This window comes from Microbacterium sp. Z12_35, from assembly GCF_058310475.1.
On record NZ_JBZEGJ010000001.1, the window covers coordinates 366,558 to 391,436 of the forward strand.

Consider the following 24,879-nt stretch of genomic DNA (forward strand, 5'->3'; position numbering starts at 1 on the left):
CCCTGCGCCGGTAGAATGAGGTCGCCCGATTCCGGGCGCACCCCGAAACTTTCAAGGACACCTTCATGGCGCATGCCCTCCGTTCCGATCTGCGCAACGTCGCGATCGTCGCGCACGTCGACCACGGCAAGACGACGCTCGTGGACGCCATGTTGCGCCAGACCGGCTCTTTCGGCTCTCACGAGCACATGGAGGAGCGCGCCATGGACTCCAACGACCTGGAGCGCGAAAAGGGCATCACAATCCTCGCCAAGAACACGGCGATCACCTACTCCGGCAAGCACAGCGAAACCCCGGTGACGATCAACGTCATCGACACCCCCGGTCACGCCGACTTCGGTGGCGAGGTCGAGCGCGGGCTGTCGATGGTCGACGGCGTCGTGCTGCTGGTGGATGCCTCGGAGGGTCCCCTCCCGCAAACCCGCTTCGTGCTGCGCAAGGCCCTGGAGGCCAAGCTTCCCGTCATCCTGCTGGTCAACAAGACCGACCGCCCCGACGCGCGCATCGCCGAGGTCGAGGCGGAAAGCCATGACCTGCTCCTCGGACTCGCCTCCGACCTGGTCGACGACGTGCCCGACCTCGATGTCGACGCTCTTCTCGACGTGCCCGTCGTATACGCGTCCGGCCGTGCCGGCGCGGCGTCGCGCAACCGTCCCGAAAACGGCAGCCTTCCCGACAACGACGACCTGGAGCCGTTGTTCGAGGCGATCCTCGAGCACGTTCCCGCACCCGCCTACGATGACGAGGCGCCGCTGCAGGCGTGGGTCACCAACCTCGACTCCAGCCCGTTCCTCGGCCGCCTCGCGCTCCTGCGCGTGTTCAACGGCACGTTGAAGAAGGGTCAGACCGTCGCGTGGGTCCGCGCGGACGGGACCGTCAGCAGCGCCCGCATCACCGAGCTGCTCAAGACCCGTGCCCTCGAGCGCTACCCCGCCGAGAGCGCCGGCCCGGGTGACATCGTCGCCATCGCCGGGTTCCCCGACATCACGATCGGTGAGACGATCGCCGACCCGGAAGATGTGCGCCCCCTGCCGCAGATCCACGTCGACGAGCCGGCCATCTCCATGACGGTGGGCACCAACACCTCGCCCCTGGCCGGCAAGGTCAAGGGGCACAAGCTCACGGCGCGTCTGGTCAAGGATCGCCTCGACCGCGAGCTGATCGGCAACGTCTCGCTCAAGGTCGTGGACATCGGTCGCCCGGATGCGTGGGAGGTGCAGGGCCGTGGTGAGCTCGCCCTCGCCATCCTCGTGGAGAACATGCGTCGCGAAGGGTTCGAACTGACCGTGGGCAAGCCCCAGGTGGTCACCAAGAAGATCGACGGCAAGACGTACGAGCCGTTCGAGCACCTGACCATCGACGCCCCCGAGGAGTACCTCGGCGCCATCACGCAGCTGCTCGCGACCCGCAAGGGGCGCATGGAGTCGATGACGAACCACGGCACGGGCTGGGTCCGGATGGAATTCGTCGTCCCCTCACGCGGCCTCATCGGCTTCCGCACGGAGTTCCTCACCACGACCCGCGGCACCGGTATCGCCAACGCCATCTCCCACGGCTACGAGCCCTGGGCGGGTCAGATCGTCACGCGTCAGAACGGGTCGATCGTCGCCGACCGCTCGGGGGTCGTCACTCCCTTCGCGATCATCGCGCTGCAGGAGCGCATGTCGTTCTTCGTGCAGCCGACCGAAGAGGTCTACGAGGGCATGGTCATCGGGGAGAACTCGCGCAACGACGACATGGACGTGAACATCACGAAGGAGAAGAAGCTGACGAACATGCGTCAGTCCACCTCCGACACGTTCGAGTCGATGACCCCGCCGCGCCAGCTGTCGCTGGAGGAGAGCCTGGAGTTCGCCCGCGAGGACGAGTGCGTCGAGGTCACTCCGGAGAAGGTGCGCATCCGCAAGGTCGTTCTCGACGCGACCGAGCGCGGCCGCAACGCGTCGCGCCTGAAGCGGCAGGACGCCAACGTCTGACCCCCCGCGTCGCCGGGGCGTGGGTAGGCTCGGGCGAGTGACTGCTCCGCCTCCGCTCGAACCGGCCGAGGAGCGGCGCCGGGCGATCCGGCAGGGAGTCGCGGTCTCCCTGGCCACCAGCGCGTACGGAGTGTCGTTCGGCGCCCTGGCCGTCGCATCCGGCCTCGACGTCTGGCAGACGTGCGTGCTGAGTCTGTTCATGTTCACCGGAGGATCGCAGTTCGCCTTCGTCGGCGTCGTCGGGGCAGGAGGGCTTGCCGCGGCACCGGCCGCGATCGCCTCCTCGGCGCTCCTGGGCGTCCGCAACGCGGCTTACGCCATGCGGATGTCACCGGTGATCGGCCGCGGGTTCTGGCGCCGGGCCGGCGCGACCCAGTTCACGATCGACGAATCGACCGCGGTCTCCCTCGCACAGACCGATGCTCGCGCGCGGACGCTCGGCTTCTGGGTGACCGGCGTCGGAATCTACATCGGGTGGAATCTGTCCACCCTGATCGGCGCTCTCCTGGGCGACGTGCTGGGCGATCCACGCCAATACGGGCTCGATGCCGCGGCGGCCGCGGCATTCCTGGCGCTCCTGTGGCCGCGTCTGCGCGGACGCCAGGCGATCGCGGTCGGGGTCGCCGCCGCGGTCATCGCCGCCGTCCTGACTCCGGCGCTCCTGCCGGGGCTTCCCGTGATCGTCGCGGCGGTGGTGGCGATCGTGGTCGGGTTGGTTCAACTGGCTCGGTCGCTCCGAACAGCCCCCACCCGAGCCCCTCGACGCTCCCGAGCGGGGAGGGCTGCCGTGACGATGTGGACCGCGGTACTCCTGGCATCGGTGATCTGCGTCGCCCTCAAGGCCGTCGGCTACCTTCTGCCGGCCCGCTGGGTGGAGGCGCCGCGCCCCGCCCGCATCGCCGACCTCCTCACGGTGGCGCTCCTGGCCGCCCTCGTCGCCGTGCAGACCCTCGGAGCCGGGCAGGCCGTCGTGGTGGATGCCCGCATCCCCGCGGTGCTCGTCGCCGCGGGACTCCTCGCCCTCCGCGCCCCCTTCCTCCTCGTCGTCCTGGCCGCCGCCGTCACCGCCGCGCTCCTCCGCCTGTGGGGCTTGGCGGTCTGAGCGGGCCGCCTAGACTGTCGCGGTGACCTCTCCGGCCGGACTCCTCGCGGCGCGCGCCCTCACGTGGGTCGTGTCGCTGCTGATCGGGGCGGTGTACGGCACCGCCGCGACCGTGGGTCACGCGTTCACCCTCGGGGTGTTCCCGCTCGGGCTGGTGCTCGCGATCATCGGGACCGGTGCGCTGCTCGTCGGGTTCCGTGCCCTCACCGCCGACCGGTGGACGGCGCTGGCGGGCGGCCTCGGTGTCGTGCTCGTCACGTTCCTGTTCAGCAACGTCGGTCCGGGGGGCTCCGCGATCGTGGCGCCGACGTCGGATGCGACGGAGTGGATCCCGGTGGCGTGGACGATCGCGGTCCCCGTCCTCGTCGCTCTCGTCGTGGCATGGCCCGATCTCTCGGGCCTGCCGCGAACGGCCGTCTCCTCCGGTGAGCCCACGTAGACTCTTCTCGTGACGTATGTGATCGCCCTTCCGTGCGTGGATGTCAAGGACCGCGCGTGCATCGATGAGTGCCCCGTCGACTGCATCTACGAAGGCGAGCGCTCCCTGTACATCCACCCGGACGAATGCGTCGACTGCGGTGCGTGCGAACCGGTGTGCCCCGTCGAGGCGATCTATTACGAGGACGACCTGCCCGACGAGTGGCGCGACTACTACAAGGCGAACGTCGAGTTCTTCGACGACATCGGCTCGCCCGGGGGAGCCGCGAAGGTGGGGGTCATCCACAAGGATCACCCGGTCATCTCCGTTCTTCCGCCGCAGGGCGAGTGACCCGCGCCTGATGGGCGTCGCCGACCTCGCCGACTACCCGTGGGATGCCGTCGCCCCCTATGCGGAGAAGGCTCGGCGTCACCCCGGGGGAATCGTCGACCTCTCGGTCGGCTCGCCGGTCGATCCGACGCCCCCCGTGGTCGCGTCCGCCCTGTCCGCCGCGACGGACGCGCACGGCTACCCGCTCACCAGCGGCACGGCTGAGCTCCGTCAGGCGATCGCCGCGTGGTACGCCCGGCGCAGGGGGGTTCCCGGCCTCACTCCTGCCTCCGTGCTGCCCACGGTCGGATCCAAGGAGCTCGTGGCGCTGCTGCCTCTCCTGTTGAATCTCGGCCCCGGGGATGCGGTCGTCCACCCCCGCGCGGCCTACCCGACCTACGAGGTGGGGGCACGGCTCGTGGGAGCGACGCCGGTCGCCGCGGACGATCCGGCCGAGTGGCCCGAGAACACGCGGCTGGTCTGGATCAATTCCCCCGGGAACCCGGACGGGCGCGTGCTCGACGTTGCGGCGCTCCGCCGCGCCGCCGAGCGGGCACGGGAGATCGGGGCGGTCCTCGCCTCGGACGAGTGCTACGCGGAGCTCGGCTGGGAGGGGGAGTGGGCGGATACGCCGGTTCCCAGCATCCTCGACCCGCGGGTCACCGGCGGCGACGTGACCGGGCTCGTGTCGGTGTACTCGCTGAGCAAACAGTCGAACCTCGCGGGGTACCGCGCCGCCTTCCTCGCGGGCGACCCGGCGCTGATCGCGCCGCTTCTCACCGCGCGGCGCCACCTCGGGCTCATGCCCCCTGCCCCGGTGCAGGCCGCCATGACCGCCGCCCTCGGCGACGATGCCCACGTCGCGGAGCAGAAGGCCCGCTACCGCGCGCGCCGCGCGGTCCTCAAACCCGCGGCGGAGCGCGCCGGATTCCGCATCGACGCGAGCGAGGCGGGTCTCTACCTGTGGGCCACCGAGGGTCGCGACGCGTGGGAGAGCCTCGGACGGCTCGCCGACCTCGGCATCCTCGCCGGCCCGGGCCATTTCTACGGGCCGCACTTCCCCCGCCACGTGCGTCTGTCGCTCACGGCGACCGACGAGCGCATCGCCGCGGCGGCGGAAAGACTGCGCTCGGCCTGACGCGTGGGCGCCTCCCTCCATTCGGAGGGGGACCCCTTCGGCCGTGTCCGTACGGGCCTCGCAGGCCCGTTAGGCTGGACGAGCACGGGGGATGCGGTCACCATCCACGTTGTCCGTGCCGACCCGGCGGGTGCGGACCTGCCTCTGGGACGAGCGGTTGGACGCGACCAGGAATCGCAAGGAGGCGCAGTGAGCGACACGGGAACGCAGGACGAGAAGGCCACTCTCACCGTCGGGGAACGCACGGCCGAGTTCCCGGTGCTTGCGGGCACCGACGGGGTGCCGAGCATCGACATCTCGACGTTCACGCGTCAGACCGGCCACACGACTCTCGACTACGGCTTCGTCAACACCGCGTCCACCAAGAGCGCGATCACCTTCATCGACGGCGATCAGGGGATCCTCCGCTACCGCGGCTACCCGATCGAGCAGCTGGCGAAGAACAGCACGTACCTCGAGGTCGCGTGGCTGCTCATCTACGGCGAACTGCCCTCCGCCGACGAGCTCGGTGCCTTCGACGAGCGCATCCGCCGCCACACCCTCCTCCACGAGGACCTCAAGCGCTTCTTCTCCGCCCTCCCGCACACGGCGCATCCGATGTCGGTGCTGTCGGCGGCCACCGCCGCCCTCTCGACCTATTACGAGAGCGAGTCCGACCCGCACAACCCCGAGCACGTCGAGCTGAACACCGTGCGGATGCTGGCCAAGCTCCCCGTGATCGCCGCGTACGCGCACAAGAAGAGCGTCGGCCAGGCCTTCCTGTACCCCGACAACTCCCTCGGTTTCGTGGACAACTTCCTCAAGCTCAACTTCGGCGTGCTCAGCGAGGTCTACGACGTCAACCCGGTCATGTCGCGCGCGCTGGAGCGCCTCCTCATCCTCCACGAAGACCACGAGCAGAACGCCTCCACCTCCACGGTGCGTCTGGTGGGTTCCACCGGCGCCAACCAGTTCTCCTCCATCTCCGCCGGTATCAACGCGCTGTACGGACCGCTGCACGGCGGCGCGAACGAGGCGGTCCTGGAGATGCTCGGGCGCATCCGGGACTCCGGCGAGAGCGTCGAGCGCTTCGTCGAGCGGGTGAAGAACAAGGAAGAGGGCGTCAAGCTCATGGGCTTCGGCCACCGGGTCTACAAGAACTACGACCCGCGCGCCAAGCTCGTCAAGGAGTCGGCCGACGAGGTTCTCGAAGCCCTCGGTGTGAGCGACCCACTGCTGGATCTGGCGAAGGACCTCGAAGAGATCGCACTCAATGACGACTACTTCAAGGAGCGCCGCCTGTACCCCAACGTCGACTTCTACACCGGCGTGATCTACAAGGCGATGGGGTTCCCCACACGCATGTTCACGGTGCTGTTCGCGATCGGGCGCCTGCCCGGCTGGCTCGCGCACTGGCGCGAGATGCAGAGCGACCCGCAGACGAAGATCGGCCGCCCGCAGCAGCTGTACACCGGCGCCGCGGAGCGCGATTACCCCGGGGTCTGATCCCCGCTGCTCATCCTTGCCGTCGCGCAAGGGGGTGACCGGACGCTTTCGCGCGCGTAATTTGCGGACCGCGGGAATCTATCCGCACGAGCGGAGGCGGCCATGTGGGAGCAGACGACCGATCCCTTCGGGAGCCTCTGGCTCTCGGCGCTCGTGGCGGCCATCCCCATCCTCCTCTTCCTCCTGTGCCTCGTGGTGCTCAAGCTCTCCGGCATCATCGCGGCCGTCATCGCGCTGGCGGCGGAGATCGTGGTCGCCCTCTGGGCGTTCGGGATGCCGGGATCCGCGGTGGCCGGCGCCGGGCTGCTGGGCGTGCTGACAGCCATCTGGCCGATCGCCTACATCATCGTCATGGCCGTGTGGCTGTACCGTCTCGCGGTGGCCAGCGGCCGTTTCGAGGTGATCCGTTCATCGATCGGCGCGATCTCGCCGGATCACCGCATCCAGGTGCTCCTCATCAGCTTCGCCTTCGGCGCGTTCCTCGAAGGCGCCGCCGGGTTCGGCGTGCCGATCGCGATCTGTGCCGCCCTCCTGGTGCAGCTGGGCTTCCGCCCCGTCAAAGCAGCCATGATCTGTCTCGTCGCCAACGCCGCCGCCGGCGCGTACGGTGCCATCGGCATCCCGGTCATCGTCGCGGCGCAGGTGACCGGGATCGACGTCATGATCCTGTCGCGGTCCCTGGTCGTGATCCTGCAGCCGCTCACCCTCCTGATCCCGTTCCTGCTGGTGATGATCCTCGACGGGTGGCGGGGCCTGAAGGAGACTCTGCCCGCGACCCTCACCGTGACGATCGTCTTCAGCGGCATCCAGGCCGGGGTGCTGTGGTTCCTCGGGCCGGAATTGGCCGACATCGGCGCGGGGCTCGCAGCGATGGTCGCGCTGTTCGCCCTCGGTCGGGTGTGGCAACCGCGCAGTCACTTCCGCCAGGACGGGGGCGAGGCGCCCGTGCTCGAGCGGCACAGCATCCGGCAGATCGCCGTCGCCTGGAGTCCGTTCTACATCCTCACCGGCTTCGTCCTGGTGTGGAGCCTGCCGGCGTTCAAGGGGTTGTTCGCATCGGGCGGCGCCCTGGCCGGCGCGGTCTTCCCCCTCGCGATCCCCGGCCTCACCGGTCAGATCGCCAATGCCGCCGGGGACACGGTGACGGCCACATGGGACTTCACGCCGCTGAACGCCACCGGCACCGCGATCCTCCTCGCCGTGATCGTGTCGTCCCTCACGACGCCGAACATCGACGCGAAGGTCCTCTTCCGAGAACTCGGGGAAACGCTGCGCACGCTCTGGCAGGCGCTCGTGCTCATCGCCCTCATCCTGGCGCTGGCGAACATCGCCAACTACTCGGGCGGCTCCACGTCGATGGGTTCCGCCCTCGCCGCGCTCGGGCCCGTCGTGCCGCTGCTCGCGCCCATCATCGGCTGGATCGGGGTGTTCCTCACCGGGTCGGTGGTCAACAACAACACGCTGTTCGCGCCGCTGCAGGTGGTCACCGCGGAGGGGATGGGCGCCGACCCGGCGCTCACCGTGGCGGGCAACACGGCGGGCGGGAACACCGGAAAGGTGATCTCGCCGCAGTCCATCGCGATCGCCGCCGGAGCGGTCGGGCTGTCGGGGAGGGAGAGCGAGATCCTGCGCGCGTCGATCCTCTACAGCCTCGGCATGCTCGCGCTGATCTGTATCTGGAGCTTCACGCTGTACCTGGTGTTCTGATGCTCAGGCGTGCAGCGCCTCGTTGAGGACCACGCCGACGCCCTCGCGCCGGACGACCTCGACCGCACCGGTGAGGGAGTTGCGGCGGAAGAGCAGGCCGGACCGGCCGGAGAGCTCCGCGCCCTTGACCCACGTCGGGGTGGAATCGTCGCCGCCCCGCAGCACGATCTTCGTTCCGGCGGTGACGTACAGACCGGCCTCCACCACGCAGTCGTCACCGAGCGAGATGCCGATCCCGGCGTTGGCTCCGAGGAGCGTGCGTTCGCCGATCGACACGCGGTGGGTGCCCCCACCGGAGAGGGTCCCCATCACCGAGGCGCCGCCGCCGATGTCGCTGCCGTTGCCGACGACGACCCCCTGGGAGATGCGCCCTTCGACCATCGAGGCGCCCAGAGTACCCGCGTTGAAGTTGACGAACCCCTCGTGCATCACGGTCGTGCCGGAGGAGAGGTAGGCGCCCAGGCGCACCCGTGAGGCGTCGGCGATCCGGACGCCCGGAGGCGTCACGTAGTCCAGAAGCCGCGGGAACTTATCGAGCCCTTGCACCTGCACGCCCTCGCGCAGGAGCACGGGACGCAGGCGGGTGGCGTCGTCGGGATGCATCGGACCGGCCGTCGTCCAGGCGACGTTGGGGAGGTGCCCGAAGATGCCGTCGAGGTTCAGCTCGTTGGGCCGCACCAGCCGATGCGATAGCGCGTGCAGCCGGAGGTAGGCGTCCGAGGTGGATGCGGGCGGAGCATCCAGGTCGATCTCCACCGCGACGACCTCGACCGTCACGTTACGGCGGGGATCGGGGACCGCGAGCTGTTCGAGCGCGGGCGGGGGGAGCGAGGGGTTGAAGCCCATGGGCAGGCGGCCGAGGGCGGGTTCGGGGTACCAGGTGTCGAGCACCGTGCCGTCCGCGGCCATCGTCGCCAGGCCCAGGCCCCACACCCATCGCTCGTCGCTCATGGTTCCACGGTAGCGGCTCCGCCGCGGCGCTCCGACGGGCCTCGGTAGGATCGAGGGGTGCCCGTCCTTGACCTCTCCGCCTCATCCGTCGACCTCACTCGTGCCATCTGCGACATCCCGAGCGTGTCGGGCGACGAGCGCTCGATCGCCGACGCGATCGAGGAAGCGGTGCGTCCTCTCGGGCACCTCGAGGTGATCCGCGACGGCGACACGATCATCGCCCGCACCACCCTCGGCCGCGCGCAGCGCGTGGTGATCGCCGGGCACATCGACACCGTTCCCATCAACGGGAACCTCCCCACACGGGACATCGAGGTGGATGGCGAGCCCTACCTCTGGGGCCGCGGCACCGTCGACATGAAGGCGGGCGTCGCGGTGCAGCTGCGTCTGGCCGCCGAGCTGGTCTCGCCCCGCGTCGACATCACCTGGATGTGGTACGACCACGAAGAGGTGGATGCCGACCTCAACGCTCTCACGCGGCTGTCGCGTACGCGCCCCGACCTGTTCGCCGGAGACTTCGCGATCCTCGGCGAGCCCTCCAACGGTCAGGTCGAAGGCGGGTGCAACGGCAACCTGCGGGCGGTGGTGCGCACCGACGGAGTGCGCGCCCACAGCGCCCGCGCCTGGGTCGGTGAGAACGCCATCCACAAAGCGGCGCCGATCCTCTCCCGCCTGGCCGAGTACCGCCCGCGCGAGGTGGAGGTCGAGGGCCTGGTGTACCGCGAGGGTCTCAACGCCGTCCGGATCACGGGCGGGGTCGCGGGCAATGTCATCCCCGACGCGTGCGAGGTCGAGGTGAACTACCGGTTCGCCCCGAGCCGGAGCGCGGAGGAGGCCACCCGGATCGTCCACGACGTCTTCGCCGGGTTCGAGGTCGAGGTCGTGGATCTCGCCGCCGGCGCGCGGCCCGGGCTCGACGCCCCGCTCGCGCAGGAGTTCGTCGCGGCCGTGGGTGCCGAGCCGCGGCCGAAGTACGGATGGACCGACGTCGCTCGCTTCTCCGAGATGGGCGTCCCGGCGGTCAACTACGGACCGGGCGATCCCTCCCTTGCACACCACGATGAGGAGCGCGTGCCGCTCGCGCAGATCCTCGAGGTCGAGCGCGGCCTGCGGGCGTGGTTGAGCGCCTCCTGACGGTCGCGCGGAGGCTTCCCGTCCCCGCGGCGATCGGCATCGTCTACGTCGCGGCGCGTCTGATCACCACCGCGTTCCTCGTTCTCGCCGCGGAGCTCTCCACGTCCGGCTCCCGCTTCGGGCCGGACGCCACCATCGCCGACCTCGCCATCGGATGGGACGGCCAGTGGTACTGGTTCGCCGCCGTTCACGGATACCCGACCGACCTGCCGCTGACCGAGTCCGGCGCCGTCGCCGAGAACGCGTGGGCGTTCATGCCGCTGTACCCGTACCTTGCCGCCGCCCTCGGCGCGTTCCTCGGCTCGTGGGGCGCCGGCGCCGTGCTCATCTCCCTCGCCGCCGGCTACGGCGCGTGCGTGGCGCTGTACCGGCTGCTGCGCGAGCGCACGGATGCGGCGACGTCGATGTGGGCCGTCGTCTTCTTCGCCGCGGGCCCCCTCGGAGCCCTGTTCCAGGTGGCCTACGCCGAGTCGCTCTTCGTCTTCCTTCTGCTCCTGGCGCTCCGCTGCATCCTGCGTCGGCGATACGGATGGTTGTATCTCCTCATCCCGGTGATGGGCTTCACCCGTCCTGGCGTCCTGGCCTTCGCGCTGACGCTCGGGCTCTACGGCATCTGGCGGTGGTTCCGACGCCGTTCCGACCCGCTGCCGGCCCGGGAGGCCCTGCACATCGTCGCCCTCGGCGCCCTGGCCACGGCGGTCGGCTTCGCGTGGCAGGCGATCGCGTGGTTCGTGACCGGCGACCTCGGTGCCTACCTCGCCACGGAGCTCGCCTGGCGGCGCAACTGGATTCCCGACGCCGCGGGGGGCTTCGTGCCCTTCGAGGGCTTCGTCACCGCTGCCGCCTTCTGGTTCGGCACCTGGGGGCTGGGGGAGGTGGCCGGCTACATCGCGCTCGGCCTGCTCGTGGTGGGCGTCGCCGCCGCGCTGCTGGTGGAACCGCACGTGCGCCGGCTCGGGGTGGAGATCCGGCTCTGGAGCGCGGCGTACCTGGTGTACCTCCTCGCGGTCTTCTTCCCGCAGTCCAGCATCTTCCGTCTCCTCTTTCCGCTCGCGCCGCTGGCCGGCGCCCTCGCGGCACCGCCTTCGCTCGCCTGGCGTGTGGGTGTGCTTCTGGCCGGGCTGGCCGGGCAATGGGGATGGATCTTCGCAATGTACGCGCTGGGGAACACGTACTGGCAGATCCCCTGACCACGACGCAGGACGCACGCGCAGGTCCGCGGCGCTCCTGGGCGGCTTCGCGCAGCCGAACTCCTCCCCAGAGGTCCCGTGTGAGCCGGCGCGCACGATAAACTGTGAATGACCTATACGAAAGGGAGCCCGCGATGGCAGCCATGAAGCCGAGAACCGGTGACGGACCGATGGAGGCCGTGAAGGAGGGGCGTCTCATTATCGTCCGCGTTCCGCTCGAGGGCGGGGGCCGGCTCGTTGTTTCCGTGAACGACGCCGAAGCCAAGGAGCTCTACGACGTGCTGGGCGGAGTGGTGGGAGCCTGACGCTTCTGCGCAACGCCGAAACGGCCGGTCCCGCGAGGGGCCGGCCGTTTCGCGTGTCCGACGCGTCAGCGCGCGTCGGCGATGGTCGTGAGCTGCAGCAGCCCCTCGGCCGAGGTCGACAGGGCGCCGATCACGGCGGGGGAGGACTGCGTTTCCGAGATCAGGGAGCGGTAGGCCGTCGTCACGGGGTCGCGTCGCACCGGATCGGCGACGGCACCCCCGCCCAGCACCCGCGGGACGAGCACCGTTCCGCCCGCGCGCACCAGGCGCAGACCGTGCTCGACGTACTCGATGACGCCCTCGGGCTCCGCGTCGACGAAGACGATGTCGTAGGATGCCTCGTTCATGCGGGGCAGGACATCGGCGGCGCGGCCGGTGATGAAACGTGCGCGCGCGGCGGGGATCCGCGCCTCGGCGAACGCGGCACGCGCCGCCCCGAGGTGCTCGGGCTCACTGTCGATGGTCGTGAGGGTCGCACGCGGCGAACCGTGCAGCAGCCACAGCCCCGACACACCGCCGCCGGTGCCGATCTCGACGATGTTCAGGGCGCGGGAGGCGGCCGCGAGAACGGCGATCTGAGCTCCGATGGGCGGGCTGATCGGGTCTGCGCCCAGTTCCAGCGCGTGCGCGCGGGCGCGCGCGATGTGCTCCGGTTCCACCGTCGCCTCGAGCACGAACCGCTGATTCGCCTCTGATCCGCTCATCCCAACCTCCTCCGCCAGACTAGGCGGCGGCGTGCCACCGAACGCCGAGGCGCGGCGAGTAACCTGAAGTCATGTTCTTCGGGCTCACGATCGAGAAGCTGCTGCTGATCGGCGTGATCGCGGCGATGCTGATCGGTCCCGAGCGGCTGCCGCGCTACGCGGAGAGCCTGGCGCGTCTGACCGTCCGGGCTCGGGAGATGATGCAGGGCGCGCGCAGCCGCATGCGCGAGGAGATGGGTCCGGAGTTCGACGAGGTGGACTGGCGCAAGCTCGATCCCCGTCAGTACGACCCGCGTCGCATCATCCGCGAGGCCCTGCTCGAGGATGCGCCCGTCGCCACCGTACGGGCGGCCTCCGTCGCCGGGGCCGCCGCGGCTGTGGGGACGACACCCCCTGCGCCACCGACCTTCCGAGCAGGCGAAGAGCCGCCGTTCGACTCCGAGGCCACCTGACGCACGGGCGTCCGGCTTACGGGAGCGACATCGGCAACGGCCGACCGGCGAGCCCGCGGCCGCCCCGGGCGATGAGGCCCGCGAGGTCATCCACGGCTCGCGCCGCCGCATCCGCCGGTTCCCCCGCGACGACAGGGATGCCGGTGTCCCCACCCGTGCGGAGGGCGGGGCTGAGCGGGATGGACGCGAGGAGCGGCACCGGGCCATCCGCCTCGGTCGACAGTGCTCGGGCGACCTCCGCACCCCCACCGGCGCCGAACAGATCGAGCGACGAACCGTCGGGAAGCGTCATCGCCGCCATGTTCTCCACCACCCCGATGATGCGCTGGCCGGTCTGTCGTGCGACGAGGCCGCTGCGCACGGCGATGTCGGATGCGGCGGCCTGCGGCGTCGTCACGACGAGCACCTCGGCGTTGGGCAGAAGCTGGCCCACCGAGATGGCGACGTCGCCGGTGCCGGGCGGCATGTCGAGCAGGAGGATGTCGAGGTCGCCGAAGTAGACGTCGGTGAGGAACTGCTGCACGGTCCGGTGCAACATGGGCCCGCGCCACGCGACGGCGCCCGTCGCGGACTCGCCCGGGCGGCGGAGGAACATGCCGATCGAGATGACCTTCACGTCGAAGGCCACCGGAGGGAGCATCAGGTCGTCGATGCGCGTGGGGGAGGGGGGCAGCCCGTCCGCGTCGACGAGACCGAGAAGGGCGGGGATGGAGAACCCGTGCACGTCCGCATCGACCAGGCCGACGCGAAGACCGCGGCGGGCGAGGGCGACGGCGAGGTTCGCGGTGACGGTCGACTTGCCCACGCCACCTTTGCCGCTGGTCACCGCGATCACACGGGTGAGGGAGTCGGGGCCGAACGGCATCTGCCGCGCGGCGCGCCCGCCGCGGAGGCGCTCGGTGAGCGCGCGGCGCTGATCGGGTGTCATGACCCCGATGGCGAGGTCGACCGCGGCGACGCCCGGGACGGAGGCCGCGGCCGCACGCACATCCCGCTCGATACGGTCCGCGGCGGGGCATCCCACGATCGTCAGCGCCACTTCCACGTGCGCCACGTCTCCGGCGACCGACACCGCGCGAATCATGTCGAGCTGGCCGAGCGGGCGGCGCAGCTCCGGGTCGCTCACAGCGGAGACCGCTGCGCGCACCGCGTCTGTGCGCGCGGTATCCGTCAGTGCGGCATCGCTCACTGCGCGCGCGTCTCGCGCCCCGGCGCGTCGAGCTCCTTGAGGAGAGCCTTGAGCTCGGAGCGCAGCGCGTCCTTCGTCAGCACGCCGTCGGTCATGTCACGCACCGCCATCCGCAGCGCCACGATCTCGCGCGCGAGGTATTCGGTGTCGGCGAGATTGCGTTCGGCGCGCTGCCGGTCCTGCTCGATCTGCACCCGGTCGCGGTCATCCTGCCGGTTCTGCGCGAGCAGGATCAGCGGGGCCGCGTAGGAGGCCTGGAGGGAGAGGATGAGCGTCAGCAGCGTGAAGTTCATCGACGACGGGTCGAACTGGTACTCCCGCGGGGCGGTGCTGTTCCACACCAGCCACACCACCACGAACGCGGTCATGCCGAGGAGGAAGGCGGAAGTGCCCATCGCCCGGGCGAACGCCTCGGAGAAGCGCCCGAAGCGATCCCGCGACGGGCGCGGGGGGCGGGGAGGCAGGACGCCGCCCCGGCCGAGGGGCGCATCCAGCGAGACGGACTGCCGGTTCGCACGGGCCATCAGCGCCTCCTCGGATTCGTGGTCGGAACGCTCGCCGTGGCGGGCTGGGGCCGGGTCGTGGTCCGCGGTCTCGGATCATCCCCGTTGTGCGACCGCCAATCCTCCGGCAGCAGATAGTCGAGCATGTCGTCCACGCTCACCGCGCCCACGAGCCGATGGGCGGAGTCGACCACCGGCAGGGAGACGAGGTCGTAACTGGCCAGCAGCCGGGCGACTTCGGCGGCCGAGGCGGTCGCCGGCACGGGCTCGAGCGTGTCGTCGATGATCGCGCCCAGCCGTTCGTGCGGCGGGTAGCGCAGCATCCGCTGGAAATGCACCGTCCCGAGCAGCCGCCCGGTGGGCGTCTCGTACGGGGGAAGGGTGACGAAGACGGATGCGGCGAGGGCGGGGTGGAGCTCGTGCCGGCGGATGAGGGCCAAGGCCTCCGCCACCGTGGCGTCGGCGGAGAGCACGATCGGCTCGGGGGTCATCAGGCCGCCGGCGGTGTCGGGGCCGTACTTCAGCAGCGCGCGGACGTCGTCGGCCTCTTCCGGTTCCATGAGCTCGAGAAGCTGCTCGAGTCGGCCCTCGGGGAGCTGACCGAGCAGATCGGCGGCGTCGTCGGGTTCCATGGCATCGAGGATGTCGGCGGCACGCTCGTCGCCCAGCCGCTCGAGGATGTGCACCTGCTCGTCTTCGGGCATCTCCTCGAGGGCGTCGGCGAGGCGCTCGTCGGAGAGCTCCTCGGCGACTTCCAGCAGCCGGTCCTCCGGGAGGTCGAGCAGCGTGTTGGCGAGGTCGGCCGCCTTGAGGTCGGCATAGGTGGCCACCAGCTGCTCGGCGGACTGTGCTTCACCGGCGGTCTGCTGCTCGCGCACCTCTCCCCAGGTCGCGAAGGTGGTCGGCCCCTTGGCGAAGGGCGACGCGCTGGTCTTGGGGCGCCGCAGGAACAACTGCCCGATGTCCCATTCACCGAGCCGGCTGCGCTCGATGGCGACGTCTTCGATGACGGCGTCGCCGGAGCCGTCATTCAAGTACACGCGGCGGCCGACGAGCTCGGCGAGCACGCGAACTTCGCCTCCGCGCTGCTGGAAGCGGCGCACGTTGATGAGGCCGGTCGTGATGACCTGGCCGCCCGCGATCGAGGTCACCCGTCCGATGGAGAGGAACACGTGTCGGCGGCCCGGGATCTCCACGACGAGACCGACCACGCGCGGCGGGTCGGCGGAGCGGTAGATGACGACGACGTCCCGCACCTTGCCCAAGCGGTCGCCGGCAGGGTCGAAGACCGCGCAGCCGGCCAGACGCGCGACGAAAACCCTCTGCGTGCTCACGCTTCCAGCGTAGTCCGCGCCCCCCGTGGCCAGGGGCCGCAGCGGGAGCGCGTGCCAAGATGGACAGATGAGCATGCTCGGTGGGCGCGTCCCTCCCGGCCGCGAGGCGGTCGGCGAGACAGTGGCGTCCTTTCCCACGTACGAGGCAGCCCAGAAGGCGGTGTCGACCCTCATCTCTGCCGAGATCCCCGCGCGGGACATCGCCATCGTGGGCCAGGGTCTGCGGTCGATCGAGCGCGTCACCGGGCGACTGGGGTATGCCACCGCCGCCCGCTCGGGCGCGATCAACGGTCTGCTGCTCGGTCTGCTGTTCTCCTTCATCTTCGTCCTCGGCATGCCGACGGTGCAGATCTCGGTATTCCTCGGCGTGCTCCTGGTGGGGGTGGCCATCGGGATGCTCATGAGCCTCATCACCTACTCGATCGTGCGACGTCGTCGCGACTTCGCGTCGGTCATGCAGGTGACCGCCGATCGGTACGAGGTGTGCGTCGTGCCGACCAGCCTGCCGAAGGCTCGTCAGACGCTCGGCCCCGTCTCCACCGTGGCGGCGCCTCCGCCCGTTGCTCCTTCCATCGAGCTTGCGCCGCCGCAGTACGGCGAGCGTCTGCCCGACCCCGGTTCCGAGGCGCCCGTCCCGGGACCGGCCGCACCGGACGCGGGCGGGAACGACCCACAGCCGGATGGGGCCGCGCCCGAGCACCCCGAGCCGCCGCGCTACGGGGAGCGCACCGAAGGGTGACCGCCGAGCCCGAGCGGATCGCCGTCGAGCTGCCGTCAGGGCGGGTCGATGTGTCGGCCGACTACGCGGAGCCCGCCGGCGCGTCGGCCACGATAGCCATCGCGCACGGAGCCGGCGCCGGGCGCGAACACCCCTTCCTCACGGGCTTCGCGCGCGGCATGCGCGTCCTCGGGATCGCAACCGTCCTGTTCGACTTCCCCTACCGTGAAGCCGGGCGGCGGATGCCCGGGCCCGCCTCGCACGCGGTCGCCACGTGGAGCGGCGTGATGTGGTGGCTCGAGCAGCGCGAGGCGCCCGGGGTGCTCTGGGCGGCGGGGAAGAGCTACGGCGGCCGCATGGCCTCGATGGCCGCCGCCGAGCGGGCGATCGACCCGGCCGGGCTGGTCTACCTGGGGTATCCGCTGCATCCGCCCGGTCACCCCGAAAAGGCGCGCGTCGCGCATCTCCCGGCCATCACCCAGCCGCAGCTGTTCGTGTCGGGGACCCGCGACCCGTTCGTCGACCCGAACGCGCAGCTCGAGGACGCCGTCGCCGGCTGCCTGGACGCACGGCTGGAATGGATCGACGGCGCCGCGCACTCGTTCGAGGGAAAAGGAGGCCCGCGGGATCCGGACGCGCTCGGAGAAGGTCTCGCGCCGCTGGTCGCGGCCTTCCTCGCCAAGCGTTCCTGAGCCGGCGGAGTCGCTGCTCGTCCCATCAGCTCCGGCGCATCACTGGCGTGGAGGAGGCGGTGCGCTCGAGGATCGGACGATGAGATGCACTGGCAGCAGCACCTGCCGGGCGATGCGGGGTCCGACGAATTCGTCGAGCAGCAGTTTCGTGGACTCGGTGCCGAGTTCGGTCAGCGGCAGGCGCACGGTGGTCAGCGGTGGCCCGAGATCGGATGAGAGCGGCGTGTCGTTGAAGCCGACCAGGGAGACGTCTGCCGGGCAGCGCAACCCGAGGCTCCGCATGGCGCGCATCGTTCCCACGGCTACGAGGTCGTTACAAGCGAAGATGGCGGTCACCGAAGGACACTTGGCGAACAGCTTCTGGGCCGCCTCCTTTCCTCCGTCGATCGTCAGGTCCGCGCTGTGGACGACGGGGGTTTCGTGGGTGTCTAGCCCGGCATGGGCGACGGCCTCCCGAAAGGCGGCGACACGTTCGTAGCCGATCGAGGTGCTTAACGGCGCGGCGATGTGAGCGATCTGCCGATGGCCGAGAGCCACCAGATGCTCAACGATCTGCCGGACGCCATCACGGTCATCGCCGGCCACCGACGAGAAGGTTCGATCATCTCGGAGCCGCTGCGTCAGCACTGTGGGGATGTTCAAGTCGCGGGCGCGATCGATGATCGGATACGACCGCAGAGCGGTGCCGACGATGAGACCATCCACACGGCGGGAAAGCAGGGCGTGGAAGCCCCGTCGCTCGCGCTCCACAGCAGAATCGGTGCTCGCGACCAGCGCCGCGTACCCCTCCGCCTCCAGCGCATTCTGGATGCCACGCAGAATGGGTGGCCAAAAAGGGTTAGTGAGGTCGGGGATCAGCACGCCCACCGTGTTGGTCCGCTGTCGGCGGAGCTCTCGTGCGGCCACGTTGGGGGAGTAACCCAGCTGGGTCGCCGCGGCTTCGATTTTCCTCACCGTGTCCGGGCTGACTCGTGCGCGTGTGGAGTCGTTTAGCGCGCGCGACGCGGTGCCTTTGTGTACGCCGGCCAATCGGGCGACGTCCTCCAGCAGCGGTCGCTTTGCCATGCCTTGATCGTAATAGCCTGCTCCGTGGCAATCGGTTGCATGCTATCCGGCTTGAGCGGGCGACCTGACAGAGCGACCGATGAGCAAATTGCTTCTTGGCACCCGGCCCACGGCGAGGCGGGTGTGCATGTGTGGGTTGGACCCGGTATTGTGCGCAGCGACCGGATGTGATGCAATCGGTTGCCACTCCTTATGGGATCACCAGCAGAAAGGCCTGCTCCGACGATGCTGTCTGCAACCTCCGACGAACGAATCCTCATTCAAGGCGGAACCGTCCTTTCGATGGACCCCGGCGTGGGCGACTTCGCAGTCGGTGATGTGCTCATCGAAGGCACGACGATCGTGCGAATCGGTACCGACCTCGAAGCTGACGGCGCCCGCATCATCGACGCAAGGGGCCATTTCGTTCTTCCCGGCTTCATTGATACGCATCGGCATACCTGGCAGTCGCCCGTCCGCCACATCGGCTCGGACTGGACGCTGGGGCAGTACTTCACGGGCATCCATTTCGGGCTCAGCCAGCTCTATCGTCCGCAGGATACGTACATCGGCAACCTGTTGGGGGCCGCCGAAGCGCTCGACGCAGGCATCACGACGCTGCTGGACTGGTCGCACAATCTCGAGACGCCGGCGCATGCCGATGCTGCTCTGCAGGGCCTGCGCGATTCTGGTCTGCGGGCGATCTTCGCCCACGGCGGCGGCGCGACGATGTGGGCGGTGCCGAGCCAAGTGCCGCACACGCGCGATGTGCTGCGTATTCAGCGGGAGCAGTTCGCCGATTCCCGCCCCGAAGACCTCGTCACGCTCGGGTTCGCGGCGCGAGGCCCCCAGTACGCACCGGCTGAGACCAGCCTCGAAGACTGGGCTCTCGCCCGCGAGCTCGGCGTGCGCATCACCGTGCACGTCGGGGACGGCGAGTGGGGCAAGTCCGGCCCCGTGCGATGGATGCACGAGCACGGTCTCACCGGTCCCGACGTCACATATGTGCACTGCAACACGATCGACGACGAAGAGATGGCGATCATCGCGGCCACGGGCGGCACAGCGTCGGTCTCTGCGGACATCGAGACGCAGATGGGCCACGGCTGGCCGGCCACCGGTCGCCTTCTGGATGCCGGAGTGCGGCCAAGTCTGTCGATCGACACGTGCTCGTCGAACGGCGGCAACATGTTCAACGCCATGAAGACAACGATCAGCACCCAGCGCGCCCTGGACAACGCGGCCGTCGAGAACGCGGACGCGCAAGTCGGGCTGCGGCTCAGCTGCAAGGACGTAGTGGAGTTCGCGACGGTCCAGGGAGCTCGCGCGGTCGGATTGGACGACGTGGTGGGCTCTCTCACGCCCGGCAAGCAGGCCGACATCATCCTGGTGAAGGCAGACGACCTGTCGATGACGCCGATGAACAACCCGTATGGCGCGCTCGTGTATTCGGGCCACCCCGGCCTGGTAGACACCGTGATGGTCGCCGGCCGTCTGGTCAAGTACGACGGGGATCTCGTCGATCTCGACCTGCAGCGTATCCGCGCCCTCGCAGTCGAGACGCGTGACTATCTGTTCGCGCAGGCGTCGACCAATCCGCTCATTCAGGATGCTCACATCGGTGGCGAGTGGATGCCCGGAGCAGTCGCCGCGAGCTGAAGCCTCGACGTCGACGCCACGAGCGAGAGGCGTCGGGAGCGCCGCATCATCCCCGTTCACTGCCACCCGAATTGCGCAGCGCGAACACCATCGCAGTGCCCGATCAATGGAGACGAAAGACAATGATGACTCGTACCCCTGCCCCCCGGCCGCGTGCCCGGCTCCGATCCCTCGCCGCGGTGTCGCTTTCCGTCTCGGCGCTGTTCCTTCTCGCCGCGTGCGCGCCGTCAGCCGCCCAGGAAGACGGCGCCACCCAGTCGGAGAACGACTACACCGGCGCCGACGCCACCCAGGAACAGACCGAGGCGCTCGTGAAGTCGGCCGGTATCGTCGATGACACCTCGTGGTGCGGCGAGGATCCCATCACGGTGGGTGTCGCCGACGCGTTCGGCGTTAACGGATGGTCGCAGTCGTCCTATGCCGCGGTGCGATCGGAACTCGCCAAGTGCGACAACGTGACACAGCTTGTGACCGTCGGGCAGGGCGACCTGAGCAAAGCAATCAGCGACGTCAACGGACTGGTCTCGCAGGGCGTCGATGCGATCGTCAGCATTCCGAGTCTGGGTCAGGGCCAACTGCCCTCGTTGCAGGCCGCGACCTCGGCGGGCGTCGACGTGGTGGTGTGGGGTGCCGACCCGGGCGGAGAGCCCGGAACAGACTACCTGGCTCTTGTCGACTGGGATCCCGAAAAGGCCGGCGAGAGGTGGGCCACGTGGGTTGCGGAGAAGCTCGACGGCACCGGCAAGGTCGTCTACCTGGGCGGGCCGGCCGGCAACCCGGTCTCCGTGGGGACCCTGAAGGGGATCGGCGCGGTCTTCGCTGATTACCCTGACATCGAACTTCTCACCGGCAGCGACACGTTCCCCGCTACCAACTGGGACCCGGCGCAGGCGCAGAACATCATGGCCTCGCTCATCGCGAAGAACCCGCAGATCGACGCTGTCATCACCGACGACGGCAGCTCCGGGCAGGGCGCACTGCGCGCCTTCGCCAGCTCCGGTCGTGCACTGCCCGTCATGGCGACCCTAGAGTCGAACGCACTCGGTTGCGCCTACGCCGAGGCCACCGCCAGTAACCCGAGCTTGGAGGTCGCGACAATCTCCGCGCGTAACTGGCTAGGCCGCATCGCCGCCCGTAAGGCAGTGGCCGCCGCGTCGGGCCTCCCGCAGGACGACCCCACCCAGTTCGACCTGCCCTTGTTCGAGGACTCTTCGGCTGGCAACCCCCCGAAGTGCGATCCGTCGGTCTCGCCGGAAACGTTCTTCTCAAACGAGCTCTCGCCGGACGACATCGCCACCTACGGCAAGGCCAGCTGAGGCACGGCGCACCGCGCCTCGATCGTCCCAAACGAAGGAGATTGCATGCCCGGCGTGGCTGCGGAGACCCGCACAGACGTCCTGCTGCGCTTCACGGGCGTCAGCAAGTCCTATCCAGGAGTCCGCGCACTGGATGGGGTGTCGCTCGAGGTCCGAGCGGGCGAAGTGCACGCGCTGGTGGGCGAGAACGGCGCCGGTAAGAGCACCCTGATCGGGGTCGCGGCCGGCGTCGTCGTCGCCGAAGAGGGAACGGTCGAGATCGGTGGCACGCGCCTGACGGAGCCGTCGCCGTCCCAGGCGGCGGCCCTCGGGCTCGCCGTCGTCTACCAGCACTCCTCCACGCTGCAGGACCTCACCGTCTTCGAGAACCTAGTGCTCTCCGTTCCTCCGGGCATGGGGGGATCCGAGCGCAGCGGGCAGAAACTGGGATCGCGTGCGTGGGTCGAAACGAGCCTCCACCGCGCCGGCCTCGGTGTGCACCCGCAAACCCGAGTGTCCGACCTGTCGACCGCGCAGCGTCAGATGCTCGAGATTGCTAAAGCGCTCGCGTTTGATTGTTCTGTACTGCTGCTGGACGAACCGACGGAGTCGTTGACGCAGGCCGAGTCGGAGGTGCTGTTCGAGCGCATCGCGCAAGTTAAGGCCAGTGGCGCGGCCGTCGTCTACATCTCGCATCGACTGGCAGACGTGCGGCGGATATCGGATCGATTCACGATTCTGCGCGACGGTCGTACCCGTGGAACCTTCGACACGGGGGAGATCAGTGAGCACGACATCGTCGAGCTCATGATCGGTCGTGAGGCGGGGAGCACCTTCCCGCCTAAGGCAACCGATGACGCGGCAGCACCGGTGGTCATGACCGTCGAGGGGCTGACTGGCACCGGATTCGCCGACGTAGACCTCGAGGTCCGCCGCGGCGAGATCCTCGGATTCGCCGGTGTCGAAGGCAACGGTCAGCGCGAGGCCCTGCGAGGCATGGCCGGGCTCGGACACGCGGCGGGTCGAGTCGTCCTGGCAGGGGCGCCGGTGTCGGTGAGGTCAGTGTCGGCGGCCCAGAAAAACGGAATCTACTACCTGCCGGGAGACCGGCACGCGGAGGGGGTATTCCTGCCCCTGAGCGTGGCTGAGAACGTGTCGCTGCTGCAGCTTCCCCAGCTCTCCCGCGCCGGCATCGTGAGCAACGCGGCGGAGCGCTCATTGGCCGCCTCTGTCATCGAGCGCTTCAACGTGAAGACCCCGGGCAGCGCCTCGCTGGTCGGAACGCTGTCCGGCGGCAACCAGCAGAAGGTGCTGCTCGGCCGCACACTTGCGCCGTCTCCCGCGGTGGTTCTTGCAGAGGAGCCGACGCGCGGTGTCGATGTGGGCGCACGCGCCGAGATCTATCGGCAGCTGCGAGGTTACTCGGACTCCGGCTCGGGGGTGGTCATCCTGTCGTCCGACGCCGCGGAGCTGGCCGGACTGTGCGACCGCGTCATCGTCTTCTCAAGAGGCCGCGTCGTCGAGGTTCTCGAAGGCGAACGGGTCTCCGAACGCGTCATTACAGGCACGGCCGTCACCGCGGTGACCGAGAAGATCACCACGCGCGAGTCGTCAGGCTCGCGCGGTGGTGCGGGCCGCTTTCTCGGCGGAGATTTCTTGCCGGCATCGATCCTGGCTGTGCTGATCGTGGCGCTCAGCCTCGGCACGCAGGCCATCAACGGGTTCTTCCTGTCGCCCCGGAGTTTGTTCGACCTGTTCATCGCCGCGAGCGTCCTGCTCCTGGTGAGTGTGGGACAGGCAGCGGTATTCATGACCCGGGGGATCGATCTGTCGGTCGGACCCACGATGAGCGTCACCGTCGTCACGCTGTCGCTGTTCGCGGGCGCGGACCAAGCTCCCGGTAGCGCGCTTGTCGGCATCGTGCTGGTTTTGGCGGTCGGAGTCGCCATCGGCTTCATCAATGCGGTGCTGATCAGGCGTACGAAGCTATCCCCGGTCTTGGCGACTCTTATCACCTCGATAGTTCTGCAGGGGATCGCGCTGTTGATTCGCCCGGAACCCGGTGGCCCGATCGGATCCTCCATCACGGACCTGTCCAAACTCGGCTCCGGGCCGATACCCTACGTTTTTCTTGTCGCCGTCGCGCTCGCTGTTCTGCTGGAGGTCGCGCTCCGCCGGACGCGGTGGGGGAGAGAGCTGCGCGCCGTCGGCTCCAACGAGAACAGCGCCCGACAGCTCGGTGCGCGGGTGGAGCGAAGCTACTACTCCGCGTACGTCCTCGCGGGGCTCACCGCCGCGCTGGCGGGAGTCGTGCTCTCCAGCGTGGTCGGCATCGGCGATGCCAATGTGGGGCAGGCCTTCACCCTCACGTCGGTCACCGTCGTCGTTCTCGGTGGTGTGAGCGTGCTCGGGGGCCGCGGGTCTTTCATCGGCGTACTGCTCGCGGCCGTGCTCATCCAGATCCTCTCAAAGGCCACGACCTTCCTCCACCTCGGGGCCGAGTGGCAGTACTGGGTGCCGGGCGCCTTGATCCTCGTCGCGGCGGTCGTGTTCACTACCATCCGACTCGGCCAGGGGGCCCGCCGATGAACGGTATCCGGCGTACTATCGATTCGCCATACAGCTCCGCGGGTATCGCCCTCGTCTTCCTCCTCGTCCTCAGCGTCGCTTTGGCCCCGGGAAGCCTCTCGGGTTCGGCCCTCCTGTCGATGTTGCCCTTCGCGGCGATCCTCGCCGTCGCTGCCGTGGGGCAGACCCTGGTGATCCAGCAAGGGGGGATCGACCTGTCGGTCCCGGGGGCGATTTCGCTGGGCGCCGTCGTGGTGACCTACGTCGCCAACGGTGACGACGACCGGATGCTGCTGGGTCTGCTCCTGGCTGTGGCATCGCTCGCCGCAGCCGGCGTCATCACCGGCCTCGTCGTCGCGTGGTTGCGGGTATCTGCGCTCGTTGTCACCCTCGCGATGAACGCCCTACTGTTGGGTGCTGTCCTGGCGCTCACCGGAGGCAGTTCGACGGTCGCGGCGCCGACATCCCTCTCATCGCTGACGCTGGGACGAACGGTCGGCGTACCGAACACCGTCCTCATCGCTGTGGCGGTGGTGGCTGTGGCGGCAGTGGTGACGACGAGGACACCCTTCGGCAGGCGTTTCATCGCCAACGGCGTGAACTCCCGCGCGGCACACACCGCCGGCATCCCGACCAAACGGTACGCCGTCCTGACATACGTCTCGGCGAACGTGTCATACGCCATCGCTGGGGTGATGCTAGCGGGCTTCCTCGGGACCCCGAGCCTCTTCTCCGGCAACACCTACCTCCTACCGACCATCGCCGCGGTGGTGGTGGGAGGGACCTCCCTGTCGGGTGGTCGAGGCAGCGTCGTCGCGAGCGCCTTCGGAGCGCTGTTCTTAATCCAGCTGCAGCAGGTGATCTCCGCGCTCGGCGCACCGACCTCGGTGCAGTTCATCGTCCAAGGTGGCGTGATCGGCCTCGCCATCGCCTTGCGATACGCCCTGAAGATCCGCCGCCGGGCGGTCGCGGTCGGCTGACCGGG

General features: G+C 69.3%; 23 protein-coding genes and 1 pseudogene. 18 read left to right on the forward strand and 6 right to left on the reverse strand.

Annotation, left to right across the window (positions count from 1 at the left end; translation table 11 throughout):
- The first annotated feature begins 65 nt into the window (after positions 1-65).
- The 8 genes and pseudogenes from typA to AC4FS1_RS01910 all read left to right on the forward strand — a co-directional run bounded on the left by typA (position 66) and on the right by AC4FS1_RS01910 (position 8,156).
- A complete protein-coding gene (gene typA / locus AC4FS1_RS01875) occupies positions 66-1,976 on the forward strand; it encodes a translational GTPase TypA (protein WP_491152152.1) in 1,911 nt (636 codons plus the stop codon).
- An 85-nt stretch (positions 1,977-2,061) separates the two neighbouring features.
- Positions 2,062-2,710: pseudogene (locus AC4FS1_RS01880) on the forward strand (AzlC family ABC transporter permease); the annotation flags it as partial.
- Positions 2,711-2,763: 53 nt separating this feature from the next.
- The gene (locus tag AC4FS1_RS01885) at positions 2,764-3,078 is read left to right on the forward strand and encodes an AzlD domain-containing protein (RefSeq protein WP_491152154.1); all 315 of its coding nucleotides are present in this window, start codon (positions 2,764-2,766) and stop codon (positions 3,076-3,078) included.
- 22 nt (positions 3,079-3,100) lie between these two features.
- Entirely contained in the window at positions 3,101-3,517 is a 417-nt protein-coding gene (locus tag AC4FS1_RS01890) for a histidinol dehydrogenase (protein ID WP_491152156.1), read from the forward strand.
- Between the two features lie 9 nt (positions 3,518-3,526).
- Complete coding sequence (gene fdxA, locus AC4FS1_RS01895) at positions 3,527-3,847, forward strand: ferredoxin (protein ID WP_297787423.1); 321 nt, start codon at positions 3,527-3,529, stop codon at positions 3,845-3,847.
- Positions 3,848-3,857: 10 nt separating this feature from the next.
- Positions 3,858-4,964, forward strand: a complete 1,107-nt coding sequence (gene dapC / locus AC4FS1_RS01900; protein ID WP_491152158.1) for a succinyldiaminopimelate transaminase — start codon at positions 3,858-3,860, stop codon at positions 4,962-4,964.
- A 189-nt stretch (positions 4,965-5,153) separates the two neighbouring features.
- Positions 5,154-6,449, forward strand: a complete 1,296-nt coding sequence (locus tag AC4FS1_RS01905) for a citrate synthase (protein ID WP_491152160.1) — start codon at positions 5,154-5,156, stop codon at positions 6,447-6,449.
- 102 nt (positions 6,450-6,551) lie between these two features.
- Complete coding sequence (locus tag AC4FS1_RS01910; protein ID WP_491152162.1) at positions 6,552-8,156, forward strand: L-lactate permease; 1,605 nt, start codon at positions 6,552-6,554, stop codon at positions 8,154-8,156.
- A 3-nt stretch (positions 8,157-8,159) separates the two neighbouring features.
- Here AC4FS1_RS01910 and dapD read toward each other — a convergent pair whose 3' ends face one another.
- Positions 8,160-9,107 carry a 2,3,4,5-tetrahydropyridine-2,6-dicarboxylate N-succinyltransferase gene (gene dapD, locus AC4FS1_RS01915; protein WP_491152163.1) on the reverse strand — a complete coding sequence of 316 codons (948 nt, stop codon included), beginning with the start codon at positions 9,105-9,107 and terminating at the stop codon, positions 8,160-8,162.
- Between the two features lie 57 nt (positions 9,108-9,164).
- Between dapD and dapE the strand changes: the two genes are divergently transcribed.
- The 3 genes from dapE (at position 9,165) to AC4FS1_RS01930 (ending at position 11,736) form a co-directional block, all read left to right on the forward strand.
- The gene (dapE, locus tag AC4FS1_RS01920; protein ID WP_491152165.1) at positions 9,165-10,241 is read left to right on the forward strand and encodes a succinyl-diaminopimelate desuccinylase; all 1,077 of its coding nucleotides are present in this window, start codon (positions 9,165-9,167) and stop codon (positions 10,239-10,241) included.
- Positions 10,223-11,431 carry a hypothetical protein gene (locus AC4FS1_RS01925; protein WP_491152167.1) on the forward strand — a complete coding sequence of 403 codons (1,209 nt, stop codon included), beginning with the start codon at positions 10,223-10,225 and terminating at the stop codon, positions 11,429-11,431. Before dapE ends, AC4FS1_RS01925 begins: the two co-directional genes overlap by 19 nt.
- A gap of 134 nt (positions 11,432-11,565) precedes the next feature.
- Positions 11,566-11,736: a DUF3117 domain-containing protein gene (locus tag AC4FS1_RS01930; RefSeq protein WP_135067559.1), complete on the forward strand. Its 171-nt coding sequence runs from the start codon at positions 11,566-11,568 to the stop codon at positions 11,734-11,736.
- Between the two features lie 65 nt (positions 11,737-11,801).
- Here the strand turns inward: AC4FS1_RS01930 and AC4FS1_RS01935 are convergent, their stop codons facing one another.
- Positions 11,802-12,440 carry an O-methyltransferase gene (locus tag AC4FS1_RS01935; RefSeq protein ID WP_491152169.1) on the reverse strand — a complete coding sequence of 213 codons (639 nt, stop codon included), beginning with the start codon at positions 12,438-12,440 and terminating at the stop codon, positions 11,802-11,804.
- A 71-nt stretch (positions 12,441-12,511) separates the two neighbouring features.
- On the opposite strand from AC4FS1_RS01935, the gene AC4FS1_RS01940 reads away from it, so the two are divergent.
- Positions 12,512-12,892: a twin-arginine translocase TatA/TatE family subunit gene (locus AC4FS1_RS01940; protein WP_491152171.1), complete on the forward strand. Its 381-nt coding sequence runs from the start codon at positions 12,512-12,514 to the stop codon at positions 12,890-12,892.
- Positions 12,893-12,908: 16 nt separating this feature from the next.
- Here the strand turns inward: AC4FS1_RS01940 and AC4FS1_RS01945 are convergent, their stop codons facing one another.
- From AC4FS1_RS01945 to AC4FS1_RS01955, 3 genes are read right to left on the reverse strand one after another with little or no spacing between them, the layout of a single operon-like run.
- A complete protein-coding gene (locus AC4FS1_RS01945; RefSeq protein WP_491152173.1) occupies positions 12,909-14,081 on the reverse strand; it encodes an Mrp/NBP35 family ATP-binding protein in 1,173 nt (390 codons plus the stop codon).
- Positions 14,078-14,605: a DUF1003 domain-containing protein gene (locus AC4FS1_RS01950; protein ID WP_491152175.1), complete on the reverse strand. Its 528-nt coding sequence runs from the start codon at positions 14,603-14,605 to the stop codon at positions 14,078-14,080. The genes AC4FS1_RS01945 and AC4FS1_RS01950 overlap by 4 nt, the downstream gene beginning before the upstream one ends.
- Entirely contained in the window at positions 14,605-15,918 is a 1,314-nt protein-coding gene (locus AC4FS1_RS01955; protein ID WP_491152177.1) for a magnesium transporter MgtE N-terminal domain-containing protein, read from the reverse strand. Before AC4FS1_RS01955 ends, AC4FS1_RS01950 begins: the two co-directional genes overlap by 1 nt.
- A 67-nt stretch (positions 15,919-15,985) precedes the next feature.
- On the opposite strand from AC4FS1_RS01955, the gene AC4FS1_RS01960 reads away from it, so the two are divergent.
- Positions 15,986-16,657 carry a YflT domain-containing protein gene (locus tag AC4FS1_RS01960; protein ID WP_491152179.1) on the forward strand — a complete coding sequence of 224 codons (672 nt, stop codon included), beginning with the start codon at positions 15,986-15,988 and terminating at the stop codon, positions 16,655-16,657.
- A complete protein-coding gene (locus AC4FS1_RS01965; protein ID WP_491152181.1) occupies positions 16,654-17,328 on the forward strand; it encodes an alpha/beta hydrolase family protein in 675 nt (224 codons plus the stop codon). Before AC4FS1_RS01960 ends, AC4FS1_RS01965 begins: the two co-directional genes overlap by 4 nt.
- 39 nt (positions 17,329-17,367) lie before the next feature.
- Here AC4FS1_RS01965 and AC4FS1_RS01970 read toward each other — a convergent pair whose 3' ends face one another.
- The gene (locus tag AC4FS1_RS01970; RefSeq protein ID WP_491152183.1) at positions 17,368-18,393 is read right to left on the reverse strand and encodes a LacI family DNA-binding transcriptional regulator; all 1,026 of its coding nucleotides are present in this window, start codon (positions 18,391-18,393) and stop codon (positions 17,368-17,370) included.
- Between the two features lie 225 nt (positions 18,394-18,618).
- On the opposite strand from AC4FS1_RS01970, the gene AC4FS1_RS01975 reads away from it, so the two are divergent.
- From AC4FS1_RS01975 to AC4FS1_RS01990, 4 genes are all read left to right on the forward strand, one after another.
- Complete coding sequence (locus AC4FS1_RS01975; protein WP_491152185.1) at positions 18,619-20,031, forward strand: amidohydrolase family protein; 1,413 nt, start codon at positions 18,619-18,621, stop codon at positions 20,029-20,031.
- Positions 20,032-20,210: 179 nt separating this feature from the next.
- Positions 20,211-21,347: a substrate-binding domain-containing protein gene (locus AC4FS1_RS01980; RefSeq protein ID WP_491152186.1), complete on the forward strand. Its 1,137-nt coding sequence runs from the start codon at positions 20,211-20,213 to the stop codon at positions 21,345-21,347.
- A 45-nt stretch (positions 21,348-21,392) separates the two neighbouring features.
- Entirely contained in the window at positions 21,393-23,915 is a 2,523-nt protein-coding gene (locus AC4FS1_RS01985; RefSeq protein ID WP_491152187.1) for an ATP-binding cassette domain-containing protein, read from the forward strand.
- Positions 23,912-24,874 (forward strand): ABC transporter permease, encoded by a 963-nt coding sequence (locus tag AC4FS1_RS01990; protein ID WP_491152188.1) that lies wholly within the window; start codon positions 23,912-23,914, stop codon positions 24,872-24,874. The genes AC4FS1_RS01985 and AC4FS1_RS01990 overlap by 4 nt, the downstream gene beginning before the upstream one ends.
- Positions 24,875-24,879 lie beyond the last annotated feature (5 nt).